The organism is Saccharopolyspora antiqui (assembly GCF_052246905.1).
GTDB lineage: Bacteria > Actinomycetota > Actinomycetes > Mycobacteriales > Pseudonocardiaceae > Saccharopolyspora.
Genome location: NZ_JBQQBO010000016.1, coordinates 59,110 through 78,339, shown reverse-complemented (window position 1 = coordinate 78,339; position 19,230 = coordinate 59,110). Strand labels below are relative to the sequence as shown.

The following is a 19,230-nucleotide window of genomic DNA, read 5'->3' as shown; positions in this document are numbered from 1 at the left end:
TTTCCCGCGCCGACCGGAGCATCCGGGCGTCGCGAACAGACCCGATCACAGGAACGGGGCCTCAATGAGCATGACCACGCGTGCTGCCATCTGCCGGGAACCCGGTCGCCCGTGGGAGATCACGGACATCGAGCTGGACGAGCCGAAGGCCAACGAGGTCCGGATCAAATTTTACGCGGCCGGGTTGTGCCATTCCGACGACCACATCCAGAAGGGCGACGCGCGGATGCGTTTCCCGGTGGTCGGCGGCCACGAAGGTGCCGGTGTCGTCGATGCGGTGGGCGAAGGCGTGACACGGTCGCGGTCGGCGACCACGTGGTGTGTTCCTTCATCCCGGCCTGCGGCTCTTGCCGCTACTGCTCGACGGCGCGGCAGAACCTCTGCGACTCCGGGAAGAACGCCGCCACCGGCATGTTCCTCGACGGGACGTACCGGTTCCACCTCGACGGCGAGGACCTCGGCGGTCTCTGCGTGCTCGGGACGTTCTCCCAGTACGCGGTCGTCTCCGAGTTCTCCGTCATCCCGATACCCGACGACATCCCCTTCGAGATCGCCGCGCTGGTCGGCTGCGGCGTACCGACGGGCTGGGGTTCGGCGGTGCACGCCGCAGGAGTCCGGCCCGGCCAGACCGTGGTGATCTACGGCGCTGGTGGAGTCGGCAGCAATGCTGTGCAGGGTGCGCGGTTTGCTGGGGCGAAGAATGTTGTGGTGGTTGATCCCGTGGAGTTCAAGCGGGATATGGCGAAGGTTTTTGGTGCTACGCATGCGTTTGCTGATGCGCAGTCGGCGCACGAGTTCGTCGTGGAGACCACCTGGGGCGAGCTCGCCGACCACGCGATCATCACCGTAGGGGTGCTGCACGACGAGGTCATCGAACGCGCCATCCAGGTGGTCGGCAAGAGCGGCCAGGTCACCATCACCGCGGTCGGCAACGGCTCGATCTCCGGTCCCGCCGGGATGTTCATCGGCTACCAGCGGCGCGTGCAGGGCGCGATCTTCGGTGCCTGCAACCCGTTGTTCGACGTTCCCCGGCTGCTGGGGCTGTACCGCTCCGGTGATCTCAAGCTGGACGAGCTGATCACCCGCAAGTACCGGCTCGACGAGGTCAACCAGGGTTATCAGGACATGTTGGACGGCAAGAACATCCGTGGCGTGATCATCCACGAGCACTGAGGAGCCAATCCAGGTGGATCCGGGAATGCGGATCGCGCAAGAGGAAATCTTCGGTCCGGTGCTGTCGGTGATCCCGGTCGACGGCGAGGAGGAGGCGTTAGCGGTGGCCAACGGAACGAACTACGGCCTGGTCGCTTCGGTGTGGACCCGAGACATCGGCCGGGCGGTGCGCATGTCGCGCGGGCTGCAGGCCGGACAGGTCGCGTTGACTTCCTCTCCACGCCTAAAGGCGGGGGATTCCAACCCTCACAGGTTGGGTTTCCTGCTTCGCAGCCGACTGCGTGCGAGCAAAATCGCTCCGACTTACACCGGCTCCGCAGGCATCGCCGGGGGTTTGCCCGGCTACGGCAAGACCTGCCGCAAGGATGTTCTTCGCGGCGTTGTGGTCCCGGTCGTGCCGGGTGCCGCAGTCGGGGCACGTCCAGTGCCTCACCGACAGTGTCAGGTTGTTCAGCAGGTTCCCGCACGCGGAGCACGTCTTGCTGGACGGGTACCAGCGGTCGATCACCACGACGCGCTTTCCCGCGCGTTGGGCCTTGTACTCAAGTTGGCGCCGGAACTCACCCAGCGCGGCGTCCATGATCGCACGGTTGAGGCCGGATTTGGCGCGGACGTTGCGGCCGGGCTTGTCGACGGTGCCCTGGGCGCCGTGGGTCATGCCCGCGACGTTGAGGTCCTCAATTGCGATGAGGTCGTGCCCACGCACCAGGCGGGTGCTCGTGCGGTGCAGGAAGTCTTGGCGCGCGGCGCGGATCTTGCGGTGGGCACGGGCGACCTTGTTCTTGGCTTTGCGGCGATTCGCCGACCCGCGCTGTTTGCGGGCCATCCGGCGCTGGTAGCGGGCGAGGTTTCGGGCCTTGCGTTTCAGATTCCGGGGGTTGGCGATCTTCTCCCCGGTGGACAAGGTGGCGAAGTCCTTCACTCCGAGATCCACACCGACCACGCTGCCGATCTCCGCCAGGGGGTCGGGGTCGTCGGTATCGACAGCGAACGACACGTACCAACGCCCGTCCGGTTCCCGAGACACGATGACCATTGTCGGGTTCAGGGTCGCCAGGGTCTCGGTGTCCCAGGACCACACGAACTCAAGCGGTTTCGCGTGTTTGGCAAGCGTCAACCGGCCGTCACGCAGGCTGAACGCCGAACGGGTGTAGTGCGCGCACTGGCGCCCGTTGCGGGATTTGAAACGCGGGTACTTCGCGCGTCCGGCGAAGAAGTTCGCGTAGGCGGCGTGCTGATGCCGCAACGTCTGCTGCAACGGCACGCTCGACACCTCCGACAGAAACGCCAGGTCCTCGGTCTTCTTCCACGCCGTCAACGCGGCGTCGGTCTCCCTGTAGGACGTCTTGGTGCCGTGGGCGTGGTAGGCGCGGTGCCGCTGACTGAGGGTCTTGTTCCAGACCAGGCGTACACAACCGAACGTGCGGCCCAGCTGGGCCGCCTGCTCGGAGTCCGGGTAAGCCCGAACCTTGTACGCCGTCCTCATACAGATCATTTTCCAGGTAGTACCGACACGAGTAAGGAACGGGCTTGATGGTTACCGCTGGGCGCGTGAGCAGGAACTTGACGTGCTTCCTCCCCACGGATAAATCCGGGGGCCTCCGCACTACGGATTTTCGGTGAAGACGGTGTCGATCCGTGGCGCCGCGTGACGGAGACGGGATCCGGATGCGGGTGCTCATGGAGCCCCGGCACGGATCCCGCTACGACGACATCCTCGCCCTCGCGTTGGCGACCGAACAGGCGGGTTTCGAAGCGTTCTTCCGCTCCGACCACCTCTTCGGCGTCGACCCCGACGACCGGACCTACCGGCCGACCGACTGCTGGACCACCCTGGGCGGATTGGCCCGCGAAACCAAGCGGGTCCGGCTCGGATCGCTGGTCACCGCATCGACCTTCCGCAACCCGGGACTGCTCGCGAACATCGTCGCCTCCGTGGATGAGATGAGCGGCGGCCGAGTGGAGTTGGGCATCGGAACAGGTTGGTACGCCCGCGAACACGCCGCGTTCGGGATGCCCTTCCCCACGACCGGCGAACGGTTCGACCGGTTCGAAGAACAACTGGCCATCATCACCGGACTCTGGCGGACACCGCCGGGGGAGGATCCGGGATTCTCCTTCGACGGCAAGCACTTCCGCGTCGAATCCAACCGAACTCCGCCACAGCCGACGCAGTCCCCGCACCCGCCGATCATCATCGGCGGCACCGGACCGAAGCGCACCCCGGCCATCGCGGCCAAGTACGCCAACGAGTTCAACGGCGCACTGGGCGGCGACCTGCGCGAGCGGTACGCGATCTTCGGGAGGGCCTGCGAGGCGATCGGCCGCGATCCGGACGAGGCGCGGCGCTCCGCCGTGCTGCCGGTGGCGTGCGGATCCGATCTCGACGAGGCGCGGCGTCGGGCATCGATCATCGGCTCGGAGCGGATGCGCGCCGAGGCGGCGATCGGATCCCCGGAACAGGTCACCGAGCGTGTCATCGGGCTCGGCGAGGCTGGCGCCGACACCGTCTACCTGCACATCTACGACATCCACGACCTCGACCACATCGCGCTGCTCGGCGCGGAGGTTCTGCCGCACGTCACCGGTGCGGCTCGGCAGGAAACGGGGGCCACCACATGAGCATCACAACCCGTGCCGCCATCGCACGCGGCCCGCACCTGGGATGGGAACTCACCGATCTGCAGCTCGACCCGCCCAAGGCGCACGAGGTGCGGGTGAAGTTCGCGGCCTCCGGCCTGTGCCATTCCGACGACCACATCACCCAGGGCGACGCACCGGTGCGCTTCCCGATGGTCGGCGGACACGAGGGCGCGGGCGTGGTCGATGCCGTGGGTCCGGACGTGCGCCGGGTGAAGCTCGGCGACCGCATCGTCTGCTCCTACATCCCGGCCTGCGGTGCCTGCCGACCGTGCTCGACGGGGCACCAGAACATGTGCGTCAAGGGACTCAACGCGGGCACCGGCATGTTCCTCGACGGCACCTTCCGGTTCCACCTCGACGACGAGGACCTCGGCGGGTTCTGCTCGCTGGGCACGTTCTCCCAGTACGCGGTGGTGTCGGAATGGGCCTGCGTCCCGCTCGCCGACGACATCCCCTTCGAGATCGGCGCGCTGGTCGGCTGCGGGGTGCCCACGGGTTGGGGTTCCGCGGTGTACGCGGCCGAGGTGCGGGCTGGTGACACCGTGGTGATCTACGGTGCTGGTGGGGTGGGTAGCAATGCTGTGCAGGGTGCGCGGTTTGCTGGGGCGAAGAATGTTGTGGTGGTTGATCCCGTGGAGTTCAAGCGGGATATGGCGAAGGTTTTTGGTGCTACGCATGCGTTTGCTGATGCGCAGTCGGCGCACGAGTTCGTCGTGGAGACCACCTGGGGCCAACTCGCCGACCGCGCCATCTGCACTCCGGGCGTGGTGACCGAGGAGATCGTGAACTCGGCCGTGCAGGTCGTCGGCAAGGGCGGCAAGGTCGTCATCACCGCCGTGAGCAAACTCGGTGACAACGCGGTGCACGTCCACGCGGGGAACATGATCAGCTACCAGCGGCAGGTGCGCGGCGCGCTGTTCGGCGACTGCAACCCGCTCTACGACATCCCCCGCCTGCTGGGGCTGTACCGGTCCGGTGATCTCAAGCTGGACGAGCTGATCACCCGCAAGTACCGGCTCGACGAGGTCAACGATGCCTATCGGGATCTGGCCGACGGCAAGAACATCCGCGGCGTCGTCGTGCACGAGCACTGAGCGTCCCTCGCATCCTGGAGGAATCCGTTGGTCACACCGAGCTTCGTCGCCGTCGAGGATCAGGATGCCGTCACCGAGCTGCTCCGTGCGCAGCTCGACGGGCTGCCCGCGCGATCCCCGGTCTATGCCGATCTCTTCGCCGAGCACGGGGTGACGCCGTCGACGTTCGCATCGCTGGACGACCTGGCGAAGTTTCCGTTCACCACCAAGCAGATGCTGCGCGATTCCCAGGCGGACGCCCCGCCGCTGGGCAGGCATGCCGCCGTGGACATGACCGAGGTCATCAGGGTGCACGCCTCCACCGGCACCACTGGCAAGCCGAGCTGGGTCGGGGTGACCCGCCGGGACGCTGCGGCCTGGACCGACATGGTCACCCGCGCATTCCGGACCATGGGCGCAAGTCGCGAGGACGTGGTGCTGCACGCCGCGGGACTGACGCTGTTCGTCGGCGGTCTGCCGATCCGGGACGCCTTCGAGCGGATCGGGGCCACCTTCGTCCCGATCGGCACCGGCGCGTCGGAGAAGGCGGTGCTGGCGTTGGAGACGTTGGGCGTCACGGCGCTGCACTCGACGCCCTCCTACGCCCGGTACCTGGCGGAGTACCTGCGCGCTCGGGGCCGGGATCCGAAGGAGTTCGGCCTGCGCAAGATCTTCGTCGGCGGCGAGCCCGGCGGCGGGGAACCGGCGTTCCGCCAGCACGTGGAGCAGGAATGGGGTGCGCCGGTCGCCGAAGGGCTGGGCAACGCCGACATGGCGCCGGTGCTCTTCGGTGAGGTACCTGGCAGTTCGGGCATGCGCTTCACCGGCGGACGGCACGTCTTGGTCGAGTTGATCGACCCGGAAAGCGGCGCACCGGTCGCGGCCGAGCCCGGCGCCACCGGCGAACTCGTCTACACCTCGGTCGACCGGGAATGCTGCCCGCTGGTGCGGTTCCGCACCAGCGACCGGGTGCTGGTCACCGGGCTCGCCGACGACGGCGCCCCGCTGATCCGCTGCTTCGGCCGCACCGACGACATGCTCATCGTGCTGGGCGTGAACGTCTTCCCCTCCGCGATCCGCGACATCATCCAAGCCCTGCACCCGCGCACCACCGGAGCGATGCAGATCCTGCTCTCCGAAGAAGGTCCGCGCGTCGAACCGCCGCTTCGGGTGGAAGCCGAGTGGGGCGAGCAACCCGGCGACCGGGACGAGCTGGTCCGCGAGCTGGAGACGCTGATCCGCTCCCGCCTGTCGGTGCGCGCGGCGGTCACGCTCGTGCCGCCCGGTTCGATCGAGCGCTCCGAGGCGAAGACCCGTCTCACCCGGCGCACGAGCTGAAGGAGGTAACCAATGCCCAACGCCATCCTCGACCCCACCGGGCGGGCTGCCACCCAGGCCACCGCGGCGACCGCGACAAGAGCTCCCACGACAAGGGCCCCCATGACAAGGGCCCCCATGACAAGGGCGCAGCGCCGCCGAAACCTCGCGGGCGCCCGGATCGGCCTGCTGGAGAACACGAAGCAGAACGCCGCGCTGCTGCTGACCGAACTCGGCGAGCTGCTGGTCTCCGAGCACGGTGCCAGCGCGGTGGTGCTGATGCGCACCAAGACCGCGTTCGCCCAGCCCGCACCCGCGGAGCTCATCGCCGAGTACGCCCGCGAATGCGATGTGGTGATCACCGGCGTCGGCGACTGCGGATCGTGCAGCGCATCGGCCGTGGCCGACGGAATCCTCTTCGAGCGGGCGGGCCTGCCCGCCGCGGTCATCTGCAGCGACGCGTTCATCGCGACGGCCGATGCGATGGCCGAGCTGCGCAGCGCACCGGGCTACGAATACGTCACCACCGAGCACCCGGTCGCGATCCTGACGCAGCAGCAGGTCCAGGACCGCGCGAAGGACGTGCTGCCGGGTGTCGTCGCACTGTTCACGGCGGCGGGATCGTGACCGCCGCGCACGACCCGGACCTCGCGCAGGCCGCCATCGAGTACTGCTACGAACAGGACTGGTCGGACGGCCTGCCGCTGGTACCGGCCTCGCAGCCGCTGGTGGACCGGTTCCTCGCCACCGTCGATCTGCCGCGCGACGCGGTGATCGGGCGGCTGCCGCAGCTCGACCGCGTGGTCACCGTCGAGCTGGCCGCGATCAACGCCGCCATGGCGGGCTGCAAACCGGAGTACTTCCCAGTGGTGCTCGCCACGTGGGAGGCGTTGATGCGGGAGCGGGCCGCCAGCGGCGGCGGCTGGCAGTCGACGAGCGGACCGGCCCCGCTGATCATCGTCAACGGACCGGTCCGCGAGAAGCTCGGATTCAACTCGACCGGCGGGGTGTTCGGACCGGGATTCCGGGCGAACGCCACCGTCGCGCGGGCGATCGGGCTCATCGTGCGCAACGTCTTCGGCATCCACCCGCACGTGCTGGAGCAGGCCACCCAGGGACTTCCCGGCCGTTGGTCGATCTGCCTGGCCGAGAACGAGGAGGAGAGCCCGTGGGAGCCGCTGGCCGAGGAGGCCGGGCTGCCCGCCGGGACTTCGGCGGTGTCGGCGACCCTGCTGCGCACCTGCGAGTTCGTGGACAACCGGCACACCAGCAGCGCCGAGCAACTGCTCGCCGACTTCGCCGACACGATTTCCCGCACCGGCGCGTGGATCTTCCGGCACGCCTCGGCGGGCATCGTGTTCTGCCCGGAGCACGCCCAGTTGCTCGCCGGTGCGGGATTCGGCCGCGCCGAGGTGCGCGGCTGGCTGTCCGACCACTGTGGACGGACGGTGGACGAGTTGGCTTCGGTCGGCAAGGACGGGCTCGGTGACAACGGGGTCCGGCACGCCAGCGGAACGCGCAGCGCCGACTTCGACCGGCTGCTGCCGTCTGCCGACCCGAAGAACCTGCTCATAGCCGTGTCCGGGGCGCGAAACGCCGGGATTTCCATGGTGGTGCGGCTGTTCGCCGATTGGTCCGGCACCGCCGTCGGGATCGAGTCCGCCACCACGGCCACATCCGTTGCCCACGACGCAGTAGGCACCACGAAGGAGACCCGATGAGCGACATGGTCCGAGCCGCAGTCCAGGTCGGCCCCCGGCAGATCGAGCTGCGCGAGTTCCCCCGGCCACGGATCGGGGACGACGACGGCCTGCTTCGCGTCGAGGCCAACGGCATCTGCGGCAGCGACGTCGAAATGTACAAGGGCCATCTGCGGATGGGCCAATACCCGGTGATCCCGGGGCACGAGCCGCTGGGCATCATCGAGGAGATCGGCGAAACCGCCGCGAAGCGGTGGGGCGTGCAGCCCGGCGACCGGGTGGCGCTGGAGGTCATCGTGCCGTGCCGGGTCTGCCACGACTGCCTGATCGGGCGCTACCAGTCCTGCCGCAACCGCACCATCGGCCACGGGGTGACCGGGCTGGGCACGCCGCCCGGCCTGTGGGGCGGGCTGGCCGAATACCTGTACCTCACGCCCAACGCCATCCTGCACAAGGTCGACAACCGGCTGCCCGCCGAACTGGCGGTGATGTTCAACCCGCTCGGCGCCGGGGTGCGCTGGGCAGCCCACCTCGGGGACGTCCAGCTCGGCGACACGGTGGTGGTGCTCGGCTGCGGCCAGCGGGGGATCGCCTCGGTGATCGCCGCCCGCGCCGCCGGTGCCGGGACGATCATCATCACCGGCCTCGCCTCCGACGCGCACAAGTTGGCGCTGGCCAAGGAATTCGGCGCGGACCACACCATCGTCGTCGACGGCGACGAGGCGGAGGACACCGTCGAGCGGGTCCGCGAGATCACCGACGGCGCGATGGCCGACGTCGTCCTCGAACTGACCCCGATGGCCACCGGACCGGTCACCGACGCGCTGCTGGCCGCGCGGCACGGCGGCCGCGTCGTGCTGGCCGGGCTCAAGGGCAACCGCGACGTGCCGGTGCGCACCGACCTCATCATCAACCGGGCCCTGCACGTCATCGGCGCCTTCGGCGTCGACGCCGGGTCCTACGCCGAGGCGATCGCGATCATCGAGTCCGGGCGTTTCCCGCTGGAGAAGCTGCACACGCATTCGTTCGGCCTGGACGACACCGCGCTGGCGATGGACACCCTCGCCGGTGACGTGGCAGGCGATCCCGCGGTGCACGTCTCGGTTCATCCGCACAGCTGACGGAGGTCCGCGTGCTCGTCGACGCCCACGCCCACCTGTTGCCCTACGACTACCCGGCCGACGCGCCCGAGTGCTTCCCCCGGATGCAGCCGGTCGACGGCGACACGGCCCGGACGTTGCTGTTCGGGGCGACCAAGTTCCGCGCTCGTGACGTGTTCTTCAACGCCGAACGCCGCATCGAGGCGCAGGACGCCTCCGGCGTCGACGTCGAGGTGCTCACGCCGATGCCGCCACTGCTGCGCTACGACCTCCCCGCCCGGGACGGGGCGTCGCTGGCCCGGCACGTCAACGAGTTCACCGCGACCCTGTGCGCCGCCCACCCGAGCCGCCTGATCGGCTTCGGCATGGTCGCCCTGCAGGATCCGGACACCGCCGCCAAGGAGCTGACCGCGATCCGGGACCAGGGCCTGCGCGGTGTGGAGATCGCCTCCAACATCGCCGGTGCCTCGATCGGCGACGAACGGTTCCTGCCGTTGTTCGCCGAGGCGGAGCGGCTGGGACTGCCGATCTTCGTGCACGCCATGCCGACGGCGACCGACCGGCTGCCCGCGGGCGCGATGGGCACCTACGTGGTCGGCATCGAAGGCGCGCTGGCGGCCGCTTCGCTGGTCACCGGCGGAACCGCCGCGAAGTGCCCGGAGCTGCGCATCGCGTTCAGCCACGCGGCCGGCGGATACCCGTTGATGCTGCCCCGCGCCCAGTACTTCTGGGGCGGTTCCTGGAACGAGGAACCGCCGGTGCCCGAACGTGCCGTCATGCCGGATGACGGTCCGTCACCGCTGGAGTACGCGCGCCGCTTCTACTACGACTCGCTGGTGTTCGACCGGCGCGCCCTGCGGTACCTGATCGACCTGTTCGGGGCCGACCGCCTGCTGGTCGGCTCGGACTTCCCGGCCATGCCGCGCGAAGACCCCGCCGGGGCCACCCTGCGGTCGATGGATCTTCCCGAGGACGTGCTGGCGAACATCACCTGGGACAACGCCTTCCGATGGCTGGGGATCGACCCGGTGCGATCCCCAGGCAGGTGATCACACGCGCGGCGTCGGCCGCTCCGGTACGGCCTCGACCTGCCGGTGCGGCCGAAGTGCGCGTGAGATCGATCGGGAGGCCTGGGTGAGCAGGGCCGCCAGCTCGCGCGGGCGGGCGTCCTCGGTCTCCACCACGACGCTGATCGCCGCGGTGATCTCGCCGTCCGGGCCGAGCACGGGCACCGCGACCACCAGGTCGGGCAACGTGATCTGCCCGCGCGCCACCGCCACACCGGTCTGCCTGACGTGCGCGAGCCTGCGGCGCAACTCGGCCGGATCGACCACGGTCAGCTGGGTGAAGCGCTCCAGCGACGACTGGAGCACCTGCTCCTGCAGATCGGCTGTGGCGTGGGCGAGGAGCACGAGACCGGTGCCGGTGGCGTGCATCGGCCAGCGGTCGCCGACGCGGCTGCTGACCGGATTGCGCACCCGCGCGCGCAGCGCCTCGACGTAGACGACCTCCAGGCCGTCGCGCACCGCGAGATGGACGTTGCCCCGGGTTATCTGGTGCAGATCTTCGAGGTAGGGGAACGCCGCCTCGCGCAGCTCCAACCCGCGCGGCGCGAGGGCGGACAGTTCGAGCAGCCGCAGCCCGACGGAATAGCGGCCGTCGGCGCCGCGCTCCAGCGCTCCCCAACCCACGAGTTCCCGGACCAGCCGGTGCGCGGTCGGCAGCGTCAGCCCGGCCCGGCGGGAGATCTCGCTCAGCGACAGGGTGCGGTGCCGTGGCCCGAACGCGTCGAGCACGGCCAGCACCCGACCGGCCGCCGTCTGCCGCGGCGCTTCCGGTGGGTCAGTCGGCGTGGGTGTCCTCATCTCGGGTATCACTGCCATTCGCACCTCCGGGTCACCGGCGCGGGATATTGGGAATCGGTCGCACTCTCACTCGACTGATGGGCTCGACTCATGGGCTCGACTGGCGGGTCGTCCAAGGGCGCGGCTAGCTGGGTGGCGCGATCAGTCCTTCCCGGATGGCCACCAGCGCCGCTTGGGTTCGCGAGGACAGCTGGAGCTTCGCGAGGACATGGCTCACGTGGGTTCGGGCGGTGCGCTCGCTGATGTAGAGCTCCGCGGAGATCTGCCGGTTGGACATGCCCTGCGCCACGAGCGCGAGGATGCTGCGTTCCCGGAGGGTGAGGGCGGCCAGCCCGGTCGGCGGCGAGACGAGCCGACGGGTCAACCGACCGGCGACCGCCGGATCGAGCAGCACCTCGCCCCGCGAGGCGGCCCGGACGGCGGTCGCGATCTCGTCCGGGTCGGCGTCCTTGAGCAGGTACCCGGCGGCGCCCGCCCGCAAGGCGGCGTGCACCCGTTCGACCTCACCGAAGCTGGTCAGCACGACGATCCGCACGTCGGGGTAGCGCTCGACGATGGCCCGGATCGCACTGATGCCGTCCATCTGCGGCATCAGCACGTCCATCAGCACCACCTGGGGCGGTCGCTGTTCCTCGGCCAGCCGCGCGAGTTGTTCGAGGGCTTGTGCACCGTTGGCCGCCTCGGCGGCGAGTTCGATGTCAGGGGTGCTCTCCAGGTAGGCCGCCAACCCGCGGCGCACCACGGCGTGGTCGTCGACGACGAGCACGCGGATGAGTTCTGGCTCGGTCATGGTCGACTCACCGTCCGCCGCCGTGCGCAGCGGGTAGTCGGACCCGCACCCGGCAGCCGCGGTCCGCGTTGTCGATCTCCATGTGGCCTCCCCACCGTTGTGCCCGTTCTGTCATCGACACCAGGCCGAGTCCGCCGCGCCGTTCCTGCTTCGGCTGCCACCCCTTGCCGTCGTCGGAGATCTCCACCAGGAGGTGGTCGCGCCCCGACCCGTCGACGGTGTTGATGCGTACCACAGCACGATTCGCGCAGGCGTGTTTGACCACGTTGTGCAGTGCTTCCTGGACGATGCGGTAGAGATCCTCCTGCAGCTCGGTGGGCAACTCGGGGATCAGCCACGGTTCGTCGATGACGACCTCGACGGTGAGGCCGGTGGCCGCCTGCACGGATTCGGCGTGCTCGCGCACCGCGGCGACGAGGCCGCGCCCGACGAGTTCGGTGGGGTGCAGCTGCAAGACCAGGCCGCGCAGGTCGGCGAGCGCGTGCTGGGCCAGGCCGAGCAGTTCGTCGGCCACCGCCCGCACCCGCTCCGGGCTGCTCGTCCGACCAGGCTCGACCTGGGCGCGCAGCGCCTTGGCCTGCATGCGCATCGAAAAGACGTGCTGCACCACGGAATCGTGCAGTTCGCGGGCCAGCCGGGCCCGCTCGTCGAGTTGGGCGTCGCGGCGGCTGCGCACCAGCAGGTCGGCCGAGTCGACCGCGGTCGCGGCTTGGTCGGCCATCGCTTCGAGGAATTCCAGCGCGCTCGCCCCGGGAATCTCCCCCGGCTCGTAGTAGGCGTTGAGCACGCCGACCGCCCGGCCGCGCACCACCAGCGGCACGGCCACGAAGCTGTCCCACTCCGGCGCACCCATGATCGCGTGCAGCGGGGCCCAGGTGGGGTCGTCCAGAATCGCTTTCTTGCGGTGCGGCACCACGATCCGCCGCCCGGTCCGGAACGCCTCGACGAACATCATGCGGGCACCCAGCTTGCGGCACTCCTCAAGCCGATCGAGGAAGTCCTCGGCGTCGGTGAAACCGGCCTTGCCGAGGATCTGCATCGCGTCGTGCTCGACGCGCAGGATCTGGGCGGCCGCGATGTGCTCGGCCTGCACGACCTCCCGGGCGACCACGTCCAGGGTGACGCTCAGCGATCCGGCGTCGGCCACGCTGGAGGCGGCCCGCGCGATCGCCGCCAGCCGGCGCTGCTCGTGCCGGGCGTCGCCGCCGGTGCCATCGGCCTTCGCCGCACCACCGCCGGTCGGCTGTCCGCAGGTGGGACAGCAGTCTGGCGTGCTCGGCTGGCGCTGCTCGCCCGCGGTCGCCCGTTCGCTCACGCCGACCCCTTTGTCAACGTTGTTGGTTGTTGCAAGGTGGGGGCAGGTCGCCCACCGGATCGGCTACAGTCTCGCCAGCGGACGGGACGGCCACAAGGCCTCCGGGCAGGTTCGCGCTGGTCGGCCGCAGATGCCCATGTCGACCGCGACAAATGACGTAGCCCGATCGCGGCCGCCGGGTTCCGCCTGCCGATCGGCCCCGCTGCGTCGACTGCGCTGCGCCCGGCGTCCGCCGAACACCGCAACCGCCCGGCGAGGCGTGAACTTGTCTTTCGCCCGGCGAAATCCGCCTGCAGGACAGTGCTCCTCACTCGCGAGGCTGTAGCCGCGAGAAAGTGAGCCCAGTCACTCGGAATGCGGGCAGTGTGCACAACCCGCCCCGGGGACTGAGCGCTCGCCCCCACGACGGATCGGCACCGGAGCCGGCTTCGGTAGCCGCGCCGATCGCTACCGAAGCGGGAGTACGCACGTGAGAAGCAGGTTGCGAGCACTGTCCCTCCTCTTGGCGCCGCTGCTGTTCGCCACTGCTTGCGGGGGTGGCGGCAGTTCGTCGAATGCGCAGGCCGCCGGGCCGCCCCAACGCGGTGGCGAGATGACCGTCTTGGAAGACGTCAGCTTCGCCGGCGGCTGGCCCACCGGGCTGGACCCGGCGACGAACACCACCGGAGGCGCCAACATCTCGCAGATGATGGCCATCTACGGCGGCCTCTTCCTGCTGCACGCCAACGACGACGGTACCGGCGCCGAGGTGGTGCCGAACCAAGCCGAGAGCTACGAGCTCCTCAACGGCGGCAACGAGGTGCGGATCACGCTGCGGGACGGGATCCGGTTCAGCGACGGCACTCCGCTGGACGCCGAGGCGGTCGCGTTCAACCTGCGACGGGCGGTCACCTCGCCCTGCACCTGCCGCCCGACGTGGCCGTTGGCGGAAAACGGCATCATCGCCGAAAGCCCGCGCACCGTGCTGCTCCGCTTCACCCGGCCCTACGCCGCCGTGATCAACTCATTCCCCGCGTCCAACGCCAACTGGATCGCCTCGCCGACCGCGCTGCAAAACCTCGGCGGGGAGCAGTTCCGGATCAAGCCGGTGGGCGCCGGGCCGTTCACCGTGGAGTCCAACAAGCTCAGCTCCGAGCTGGTGCTGAACCGCAATCCCGGCTACTTCAAGCAGGGACTGCCCTACCTGGACCGGTTGACGTTCAAATCCATCGGCGGTGATCAGCCCGCCTACCAAGCGCTGCTCGCCGGGCAGGCGCAGGCCTACGAGGGCCTGAACACCACGCCGCTGCTCGAACAGGCCAAGTCCAACAACCGGCTCGTCGTGGCGGTGCAACCGCCGACCTCGCCGTACGTCGTGCAGCTCAACACGAAAGCCGGGCCGTTCAACGACCAGCGGGCGCGCGAGGCGATCTACCACGCGACGGACTTCAAAGCGATTTCGCAGGGCCTCTTCCGCGGCGAGTACCCGGTCAGCGAGACGTTCACCGGCGTGGGCGGGCTGTTCCACCACGACACCGTCGACGGGTACCCGGCCTACGACCCGGCGCGGGCCCGGCAGCTGGTGAACGAGCTCGGCGGGCTGACCGTGGAGCTGGGCACGCTCGGCAACTACGTGGCCGAGCAGGTCATGACCGCGCTGCAGACGCAGTGGCAGCAGGCCGGTATCAACGTCAAGGTCACCAAGTACGAACTGTCCACATTGGTGCAGCAGTTCCAGTCCGGCAAGTGGCAGTCGATGCTGCAGACCGCCGGGGCGTGGGATCCGGCCTCCGGGGTGGGCGTCAGTTTCCGGTTCTCGTCCACCTCGCCGTTCAGCGGGGTCAACGATCCGCGGCTCGACGAGCTGCTCAACGCGGCCGCCGCCACGATCGACCCCGCCCAGCGCGACGCCCTCTACCTGCAGGCCAGCAAGCACATCAGCGACAACGCCTACGCACCGTTCGGCCTGGCGTTCGCGGCGGCCAACATCTCGACCACCGACGTGCACGGCCCCGGCCTGACCACGAAGATCCCACCGATCGTCGTCAACAGCGGGATCCTCTGGGATGAAGTGTGGAGGGCCCAGCAGTGACGACAGTCTCCGCGTCGCGTCCGCAGGGCTCCCGCGTGGCGCGGCTGGCCGCCTCGCCCAGCGTTCGCCTGATCGGCAAACGGCTGCTGATGGCGGTGCCGATCCTCCTCGGCGTGAGCATCCTGACCTTCTGGGTGCTCAACCTGATCCCCGGCAACGCCGCCCAGCAGCTGCTGGGCGCCGAGGCCACCCCCGAGCAGGTCCGGGCCCTGGAGCTCCAACTCGGCCTGGACCAACCTGCGGCGCTGCGCTACCTGAGCTGGCTGGGTGCCGCGGTCACCGGGGATCTGGGCACCTCGGTGGTCAGCGGCCAGCACGTGACCGACCTGCTCTGGGAGCACCTGGCGGTCAGCGGCGAGCTGGTGGCCCTGGCGTTCATCATCTCGCTGGGGCTGGCGATCCCGGTCGCGCTTCTGGCCGCCTACAAGCCGAACGGGCTTTTCGACCGGGTCAGCATGGTCGTCAGCATCACCGGGCTGTCCGTGGCGAACTACGTGCTGGCACTGCTGCTGGTGCTGGTGTTCGCGGTGAACCTGGCGGTGTTCCCGGCCATCGGCTACGTACCGCCGTCGGAGAGCCTGGGCGAGAACCTGCATTCCATGGCGCTGCCCGCGGTGGCGATCGCGTTCCCGCTGTTCTGCTTCTACACCCGGTTCCTGCGCGGTGACCTCGTCGACCAGTTGCGCGGCGAGGACTACATCGTGGTGGCCCGGGCCAAGGGCATCGGGCCGTGGCGGGTGTTGCTGCTGCACGCCTTCCGCAACTCGGCGTTCGGGCTGATCACCGTGGTCGGCCTGAACCTGGGAACCTTGATCGGCGCCACCGTGATCATCGAGCAGATCTTCGCCCTGCCCGGACTCGGCCAGCTCATGCTGCAGGCGATCAACACCCGAGATTTCGTCGTCGTGCAGGCGTGCGTCGTGGTGTTCGCCGTCGTCACCGTGCTGGCCAACCTGATCGCCGACCTGCTCTACACCGTGCTCGACCCGAGGATCCGCTATGGCAGTCGTTGAGGCAGCACACACCTTCGTCCGGGACACGCCCACCGCGAGCCGGGCGTGGCTCCGCCACCTGGAGATCATCCTGCCGACGGCGGTGCTGGCGATCATCGTGGCCGCCTGCTTCGTCGGGCCGCTGATCCTGCCGGTCCCACCACCGATCGGCGGCAACGTCCTGGAGTCCTACCTGCCCGCGTTCTCGCCGGGCCACCTGCTCGGCACCGATCCCAACGGCAACGACATCTTCGCCCGGATCCTGCACGGGGGGCGTTCGTCGCTGACGGTCGCGGTGGCGGTGAACCTGCTGGGGCTGGCCGTCGGCGGAACGCTGGGCGCATTGTCGGGTTACGTGGGTGGGCTCACCGACACGTTGATCATGCGCGTCCTGGACGTGCTGATCGCCTTCCCGTCGCTGGTGCTCACCCTCGCGGTGGCGCAGAGCCTGGGGCCCAGCCAGACCAACACCATCCTGGCGCTGGCGTTCTTCAGCATCCCGGCGTTCGCCAGGATCTCCCGGGCGGCCACGCTGCGGTTGCGGGAGCAGCCGTTCATGGCCGCGGCCGAACTGTGCGGGACGTCGGGGCAGCGGGTGCTGCTGCGCCACATCGCGCCGAACATCATCCCGCAGCTGACCACCTTCGCGATGCTCGGGATGGGCATCGTGATGGTCATCGAAGGAGCCCTCAGCTTCCTGGGACTTGGCATCCCGCCACCGGCGCCGAGCTGGGGAAACATGATCGCGCAGGGACAGCAGAGCCTGTCCGCGACGCCGATGCTCGTCGTGTGGCCCTGCGCGGTGCTGCTGGTCACCGTGCTCGCCTTCAACCTGCTCGGTGAGACCCTGCGCGCCCGATGGAGCGGCCAATGACTACCGACCGCACGACCTTCGCCACCGAGGACGTCTCCGCCACCGCAGGGACCGCGCAGCCCACCGGGCCTGCCGAATCGGCCACCGCACCACTGCTGCAAGTGCGGGACCTGCGCGTCCGGTTCGCCCAGCGCGGCCGTCGCGTGCATGCGGTCAACGGGCTGTCCTACGAGCTCGCGCCCGGTCGGATGCTGGCCATCGTCGGGGAGTCGGGGTCCGGCAAGAGCGTCAGCGTCCGGGCGTTGATGGGGCTGCTGCCCCCCAGCGCCCAGGTGTCGGGTTCGGCGCGCTTCGACGGCACCGAGATGGTCGGCATGCCGGAGCGGGAGATGCGGCGCCGTCGCGGTGCCGAGATCGCGATGGTCTTCCAGGATCCGGCGCGTTCGCTCAACCCGACGATGCGGATCGGCAGCCAGATCACCGAGGCGGTCCGGGCGCACGCCGACATCGACCGCGCCGCGGCCAAGCAGCGCGCGGTGGAACTGCTGCGGCTGGTCCGGCTGGCCGCCCCGGAGCAGCGGTTCTTCGAGTACCCGCACCAGCTTTCCGGCGGCATGCGGCAGCGCGTGATGATCGCGATCGCGCTGGCCGCCGAGCCGCGCCTGCTGATCGCCGACGAGGCCACCACCTCGCTCGACGTGACCACCCAGGCGCAGATCATGGAGCTGCTGCTGGAACTGCAGCAGCGGCTGGGCATGGCCGTCATCCTGATCAGCCACGACCTGGGACTGGCCGCGAGCTACGCGCAGGACGTGATCGTCATGTACGCGGGTCGGGCGGTGGAGTACGCATCCGTGAGCACGCTGTTCGGGCACGTCCGGATGCCCTACACCCGGGCCCTGCTCGGGGCGATCCCGCTGGTCGAGCGGCCGCCGCACACGTTGCTGCCGGTCATCCCGGGCCAGCCGCCCGACCTGGGTTCGCCGCCGACCGGCTGCGCGTTCCGGCCGCGCTGCGACGCGGCGACCGAGCAGTGCACCGAGGCACCGCCCTTCGCCGAGCACGAGCCCGGGCACTGGTGGGCGTGCTGGCATCCGGCCCCGGACGACAGCGCGGGCCCCCAGGACAACGCCGAAGATGGAGCGCAGCGATGACAGCAGTCGACGAGCGCGTGGACGATCCGGCCGCGCAGACCGCGGAGCCGCTGCTGCGGGTGCGAAACGTCGTGCAGCAGTTCACCTCGCGGGGCGCGGGCGGGCTCAAGGGCGGCGTGGTGCACGCCGTGTCGAACGTGTCGCTGGACATCCAGCCCGGCGAAACCCTCGGCGTGGTGGGGGAGACCGGTTCCGGAAAATCCACCCTGGCCCGGTCCATCCTGCAGGCACCTCGGCCGAAATCCGGCGAGGTGTTCTTCCAGGGCACCGACCTGATGCGGCTGCGGCGGCGCGAGCTGGTGGAGGCCAGACGGCAGCTGCAGATGGTCTTCCAAGACCCCTTCGGTTCGCTCAACCCGCGCTGGCGGGTCGTCGACCTGGTGGAGGAGCCGCTGCTGGGATACGGCGTGCGCGGTGCGGAACACCGGCGCGAACGGGTGCGGGAACTGCTGGATCTCGTCGGGCTCAACCCGGGCACCTTCGGCAGGCGGCGCCCGCGCGAACTCTCCGGCGGGCAGTGCCAACGGGTGGCCATCGCCCGCGCGATCGCGCTGAACCCGGCGCTGGTGATCTGCGACGAGGCGGTGTCATCGCTGGACGTGCTGGTCCAGGCCCAGGTGCTCAACCTGTTCGAGCAGCTGCGCCGCGAGCTGGGACTGTCCTACCTGTTCATCTCGCACGACCTCGCGTTGGTCAAGCAGGTCAGCGATCGGGTCGCGGTGATGCACCTCGGCCAGCTCGCCGAGGTCGGACCGGCCGAGCGGCTCTACCGGCAGCCCCAGCACCCCTACACCGCGGCGCTGCTGGCCTCGATTCCGGGGCTGGCGCCCGGTGCGGGCCGGACGCGTGGTCCGGCGCCGCTGAGCGGTGAACCGCCGTCGCCGCTGCATCCGCCGAGCGGCTGCCGGTTCCGCACCCGCTGCCCCCGCGCCCAGCAGCGCTGCACCGAGGAGGAACCGGCGCTGCGCGAGCGCGCCCCCGGCCATTACGTGGCCTGCCACTTTCCGCTGGAGGCCGCCGGTTCCGGGCGAGCTCAGGACGCGGTGGGCACCGCGTCGACCACCTGACCGAAATCCTTTCAGTCCAAAGTAGACACGGTGTCGAAGTGGTTGGTGCAGGCCGAATGATCGCGGGGCGTTGTTTCCGCGACGCGAAAGCCCCGTAGCGACCCGGTTCACCCCGACCGTACCGTTCGATTAGGCCGTCGGCTGCGGCTTGCGGAG

At 69.5% G+C, this 19,230-nt stretch carries 16 protein-coding genes and 2 pseudogenes; 14 read left to right on the top strand and 4 right to left on the bottom strand.

What is annotated here, in order from left to right; translation table 11 throughout:
• Positions 1–64 precede the first annotated feature (64 nt).
• A pseudogene (locus ACTWQN_RS23990) lies at positions 65–1,173 on the top strand (NDMA-dependent alcohol dehydrogenase).
• 13 nt (positions 1,174–1,186) lie between these two features.
• Positions 1,187–1,378 (top strand): annotated as a pseudogene (locus ACTWQN_RS23985) (aldehyde dehydrogenase family protein); the annotation flags it as partial.
• An 18-nt stretch (positions 1,379–1,396) separates the two neighbouring features.
• On the opposite strand, the gene ACTWQN_RS23980 reads toward ACTWQN_RS23985, so the two are convergent.
• Positions 1,397–2,659 carry an RNA-guided endonuclease InsQ/TnpB family protein gene (locus ACTWQN_RS23980; RefSeq protein ID WP_443205799.1) on the bottom strand — a complete coding sequence of 421 codons (1,263 nt, stop codon included), beginning with the start codon at positions 2,657–2,659 and terminating at the stop codon, positions 1,397–1,399.
• Between the two features lie 152 nt (positions 2,660–2,811).
• Here ACTWQN_RS23980 and ACTWQN_RS23975 point away from each other — a divergent pair, with 152 nt between their 5' ends.
• Genes ACTWQN_RS23975 through ACTWQN_RS23945 form a run of 7 tightly spaced genes read left to right on the top strand, consistent with a single transcriptional unit; the run spans position 2,812 to position 10,055 of the window.
• Positions 2,812–3,795, top strand: a complete 984-nt coding sequence (locus ACTWQN_RS23975; protein WP_443205798.1) for an LLM class F420-dependent oxidoreductase — start codon at positions 2,812–2,814, stop codon at positions 3,793–3,795.
• Complete coding sequence (locus tag ACTWQN_RS23970; protein ID WP_443205797.1) at positions 3,792–4,910, top strand: NDMA-dependent alcohol dehydrogenase; 1,119 nt, start codon at positions 3,792–3,794, stop codon at positions 4,908–4,910. The genes ACTWQN_RS23975 and ACTWQN_RS23970 overlap by 4 nt, the downstream gene beginning before the upstream one ends.
• A gap of 27 nt (positions 4,911–4,937) precedes the next feature.
• Positions 4,938–6,227: a phenylacetate--CoA ligase family protein gene (locus tag ACTWQN_RS23965; RefSeq protein WP_443205796.1), complete on the top strand. Its 1,290-nt coding sequence runs from the start codon at positions 4,938–4,940 to the stop codon at positions 6,225–6,227.
• Positions 6,228–6,239: 12 nt separating this feature from the next.
• Complete coding sequence (locus ACTWQN_RS23960; protein ID WP_443205795.1) at positions 6,240–6,833, top strand: UGSC family (seleno)protein; 594 nt, start codon at positions 6,240–6,242, stop codon at positions 6,831–6,833.
• Positions 6,830–7,927, top strand: coding sequence for a hypothetical protein (locus tag ACTWQN_RS23955; protein ID WP_443205794.1), 1,098 nt, complete (start codon positions 6,830–6,832; stop codon positions 7,925–7,927). The genes ACTWQN_RS23960 and ACTWQN_RS23955 overlap by 4 nt, the downstream gene beginning before the upstream one ends.
• A complete protein-coding gene (locus ACTWQN_RS23950) occupies positions 7,924–9,027 on the top strand; it encodes a zinc-dependent alcohol dehydrogenase (protein ID WP_443205793.1) in 1,104 nt (367 codons plus the stop codon). Before ACTWQN_RS23955 ends, ACTWQN_RS23950 begins: the two co-directional genes overlap by 4 nt.
• A gap of 11 nt (positions 9,028–9,038) precedes the next feature.
• Positions 9,039–10,055, top strand: coding sequence for an amidohydrolase family protein (locus ACTWQN_RS23945; RefSeq protein WP_443205792.1), 1,017 nt, complete (start codon positions 9,039–9,041; stop codon positions 10,053–10,055).
• Here the strand turns inward: ACTWQN_RS23945 and ACTWQN_RS23940 are convergent, their stop codons facing one another.
• From ACTWQN_RS23940 to ACTWQN_RS23930, 3 genes are all read right to left on the bottom strand, one after another.
• Positions 10,056–10,871, bottom strand: coding sequence for an IclR family transcriptional regulator (locus ACTWQN_RS23940; RefSeq protein WP_443205791.1), 816 nt, complete (start codon positions 10,869–10,871; stop codon positions 10,056–10,058).
• Between the two features lie 124 nt (positions 10,872–10,995).
• The gene (locus ACTWQN_RS23935) at positions 10,996–11,661 is read right to left on the bottom strand and encodes a response regulator (protein WP_443205790.1); all 666 of its coding nucleotides are present in this window, start codon (positions 11,659–11,661) and stop codon (positions 10,996–10,998) included.
• A gap of 7 nt (positions 11,662–11,668) precedes the next feature.
• Positions 11,669–12,976 carry a GAF domain-containing sensor histidine kinase gene (locus ACTWQN_RS23930; protein WP_443205789.1) on the bottom strand — a complete coding sequence of 436 codons (1,308 nt, stop codon included), beginning with the start codon at positions 12,974–12,976 and terminating at the stop codon, positions 11,669–11,671.
• 592 nt (positions 12,977–13,568) lie between these two features.
• Here ACTWQN_RS23930 and ACTWQN_RS23925 point away from each other — a divergent pair.
• The 5 genes from ACTWQN_RS23925 to ACTWQN_RS23905 are packed head-to-tail and all read left to right on the top strand — an operon-like array spanning position 13,569 to position 19,074.
• A complete protein-coding gene (locus ACTWQN_RS23925; RefSeq protein ID WP_443205788.1) occupies positions 13,569–15,047 on the top strand; it encodes an ABC transporter substrate-binding protein in 1,479 nt (492 codons plus the stop codon).
• Positions 15,044–16,060: an ABC transporter permease gene (locus tag ACTWQN_RS23920; RefSeq protein WP_443205787.1), complete on the top strand. Its 1,017-nt coding sequence runs from the start codon at positions 15,044–15,046 to the stop codon at positions 16,058–16,060. The genes ACTWQN_RS23925 and ACTWQN_RS23920 overlap by 4 nt, the downstream gene beginning before the upstream one ends.
• The gene (locus ACTWQN_RS23915; RefSeq protein ID WP_443205786.1) at positions 16,047–16,913 is read left to right on the top strand and encodes an ABC transporter permease; all 867 of its coding nucleotides are present in this window, start codon (positions 16,047–16,049) and stop codon (positions 16,911–16,913) included. Before ACTWQN_RS23920 ends, ACTWQN_RS23915 begins: the two co-directional genes overlap by 14 nt.
• A complete protein-coding gene (locus tag ACTWQN_RS23910; RefSeq protein WP_443205785.1) occupies positions 16,910–18,007 on the top strand; it encodes an ABC transporter ATP-binding protein in 1,098 nt (365 codons plus the stop codon). The genes ACTWQN_RS23915 and ACTWQN_RS23910 overlap by 4 nt, the downstream gene beginning before the upstream one ends.
• Positions 18,004–19,074 (top strand): ABC transporter ATP-binding protein, encoded by a 1,071-nt coding sequence (locus tag ACTWQN_RS23905; RefSeq protein ID WP_443205784.1) that lies wholly within the window; start codon positions 18,004–18,006, stop codon positions 19,072–19,074. The genes ACTWQN_RS23910 and ACTWQN_RS23905 overlap by 4 nt, the downstream gene beginning before the upstream one ends.
• Positions 19,075–19,230: the final 156 nt, after the last annotated feature.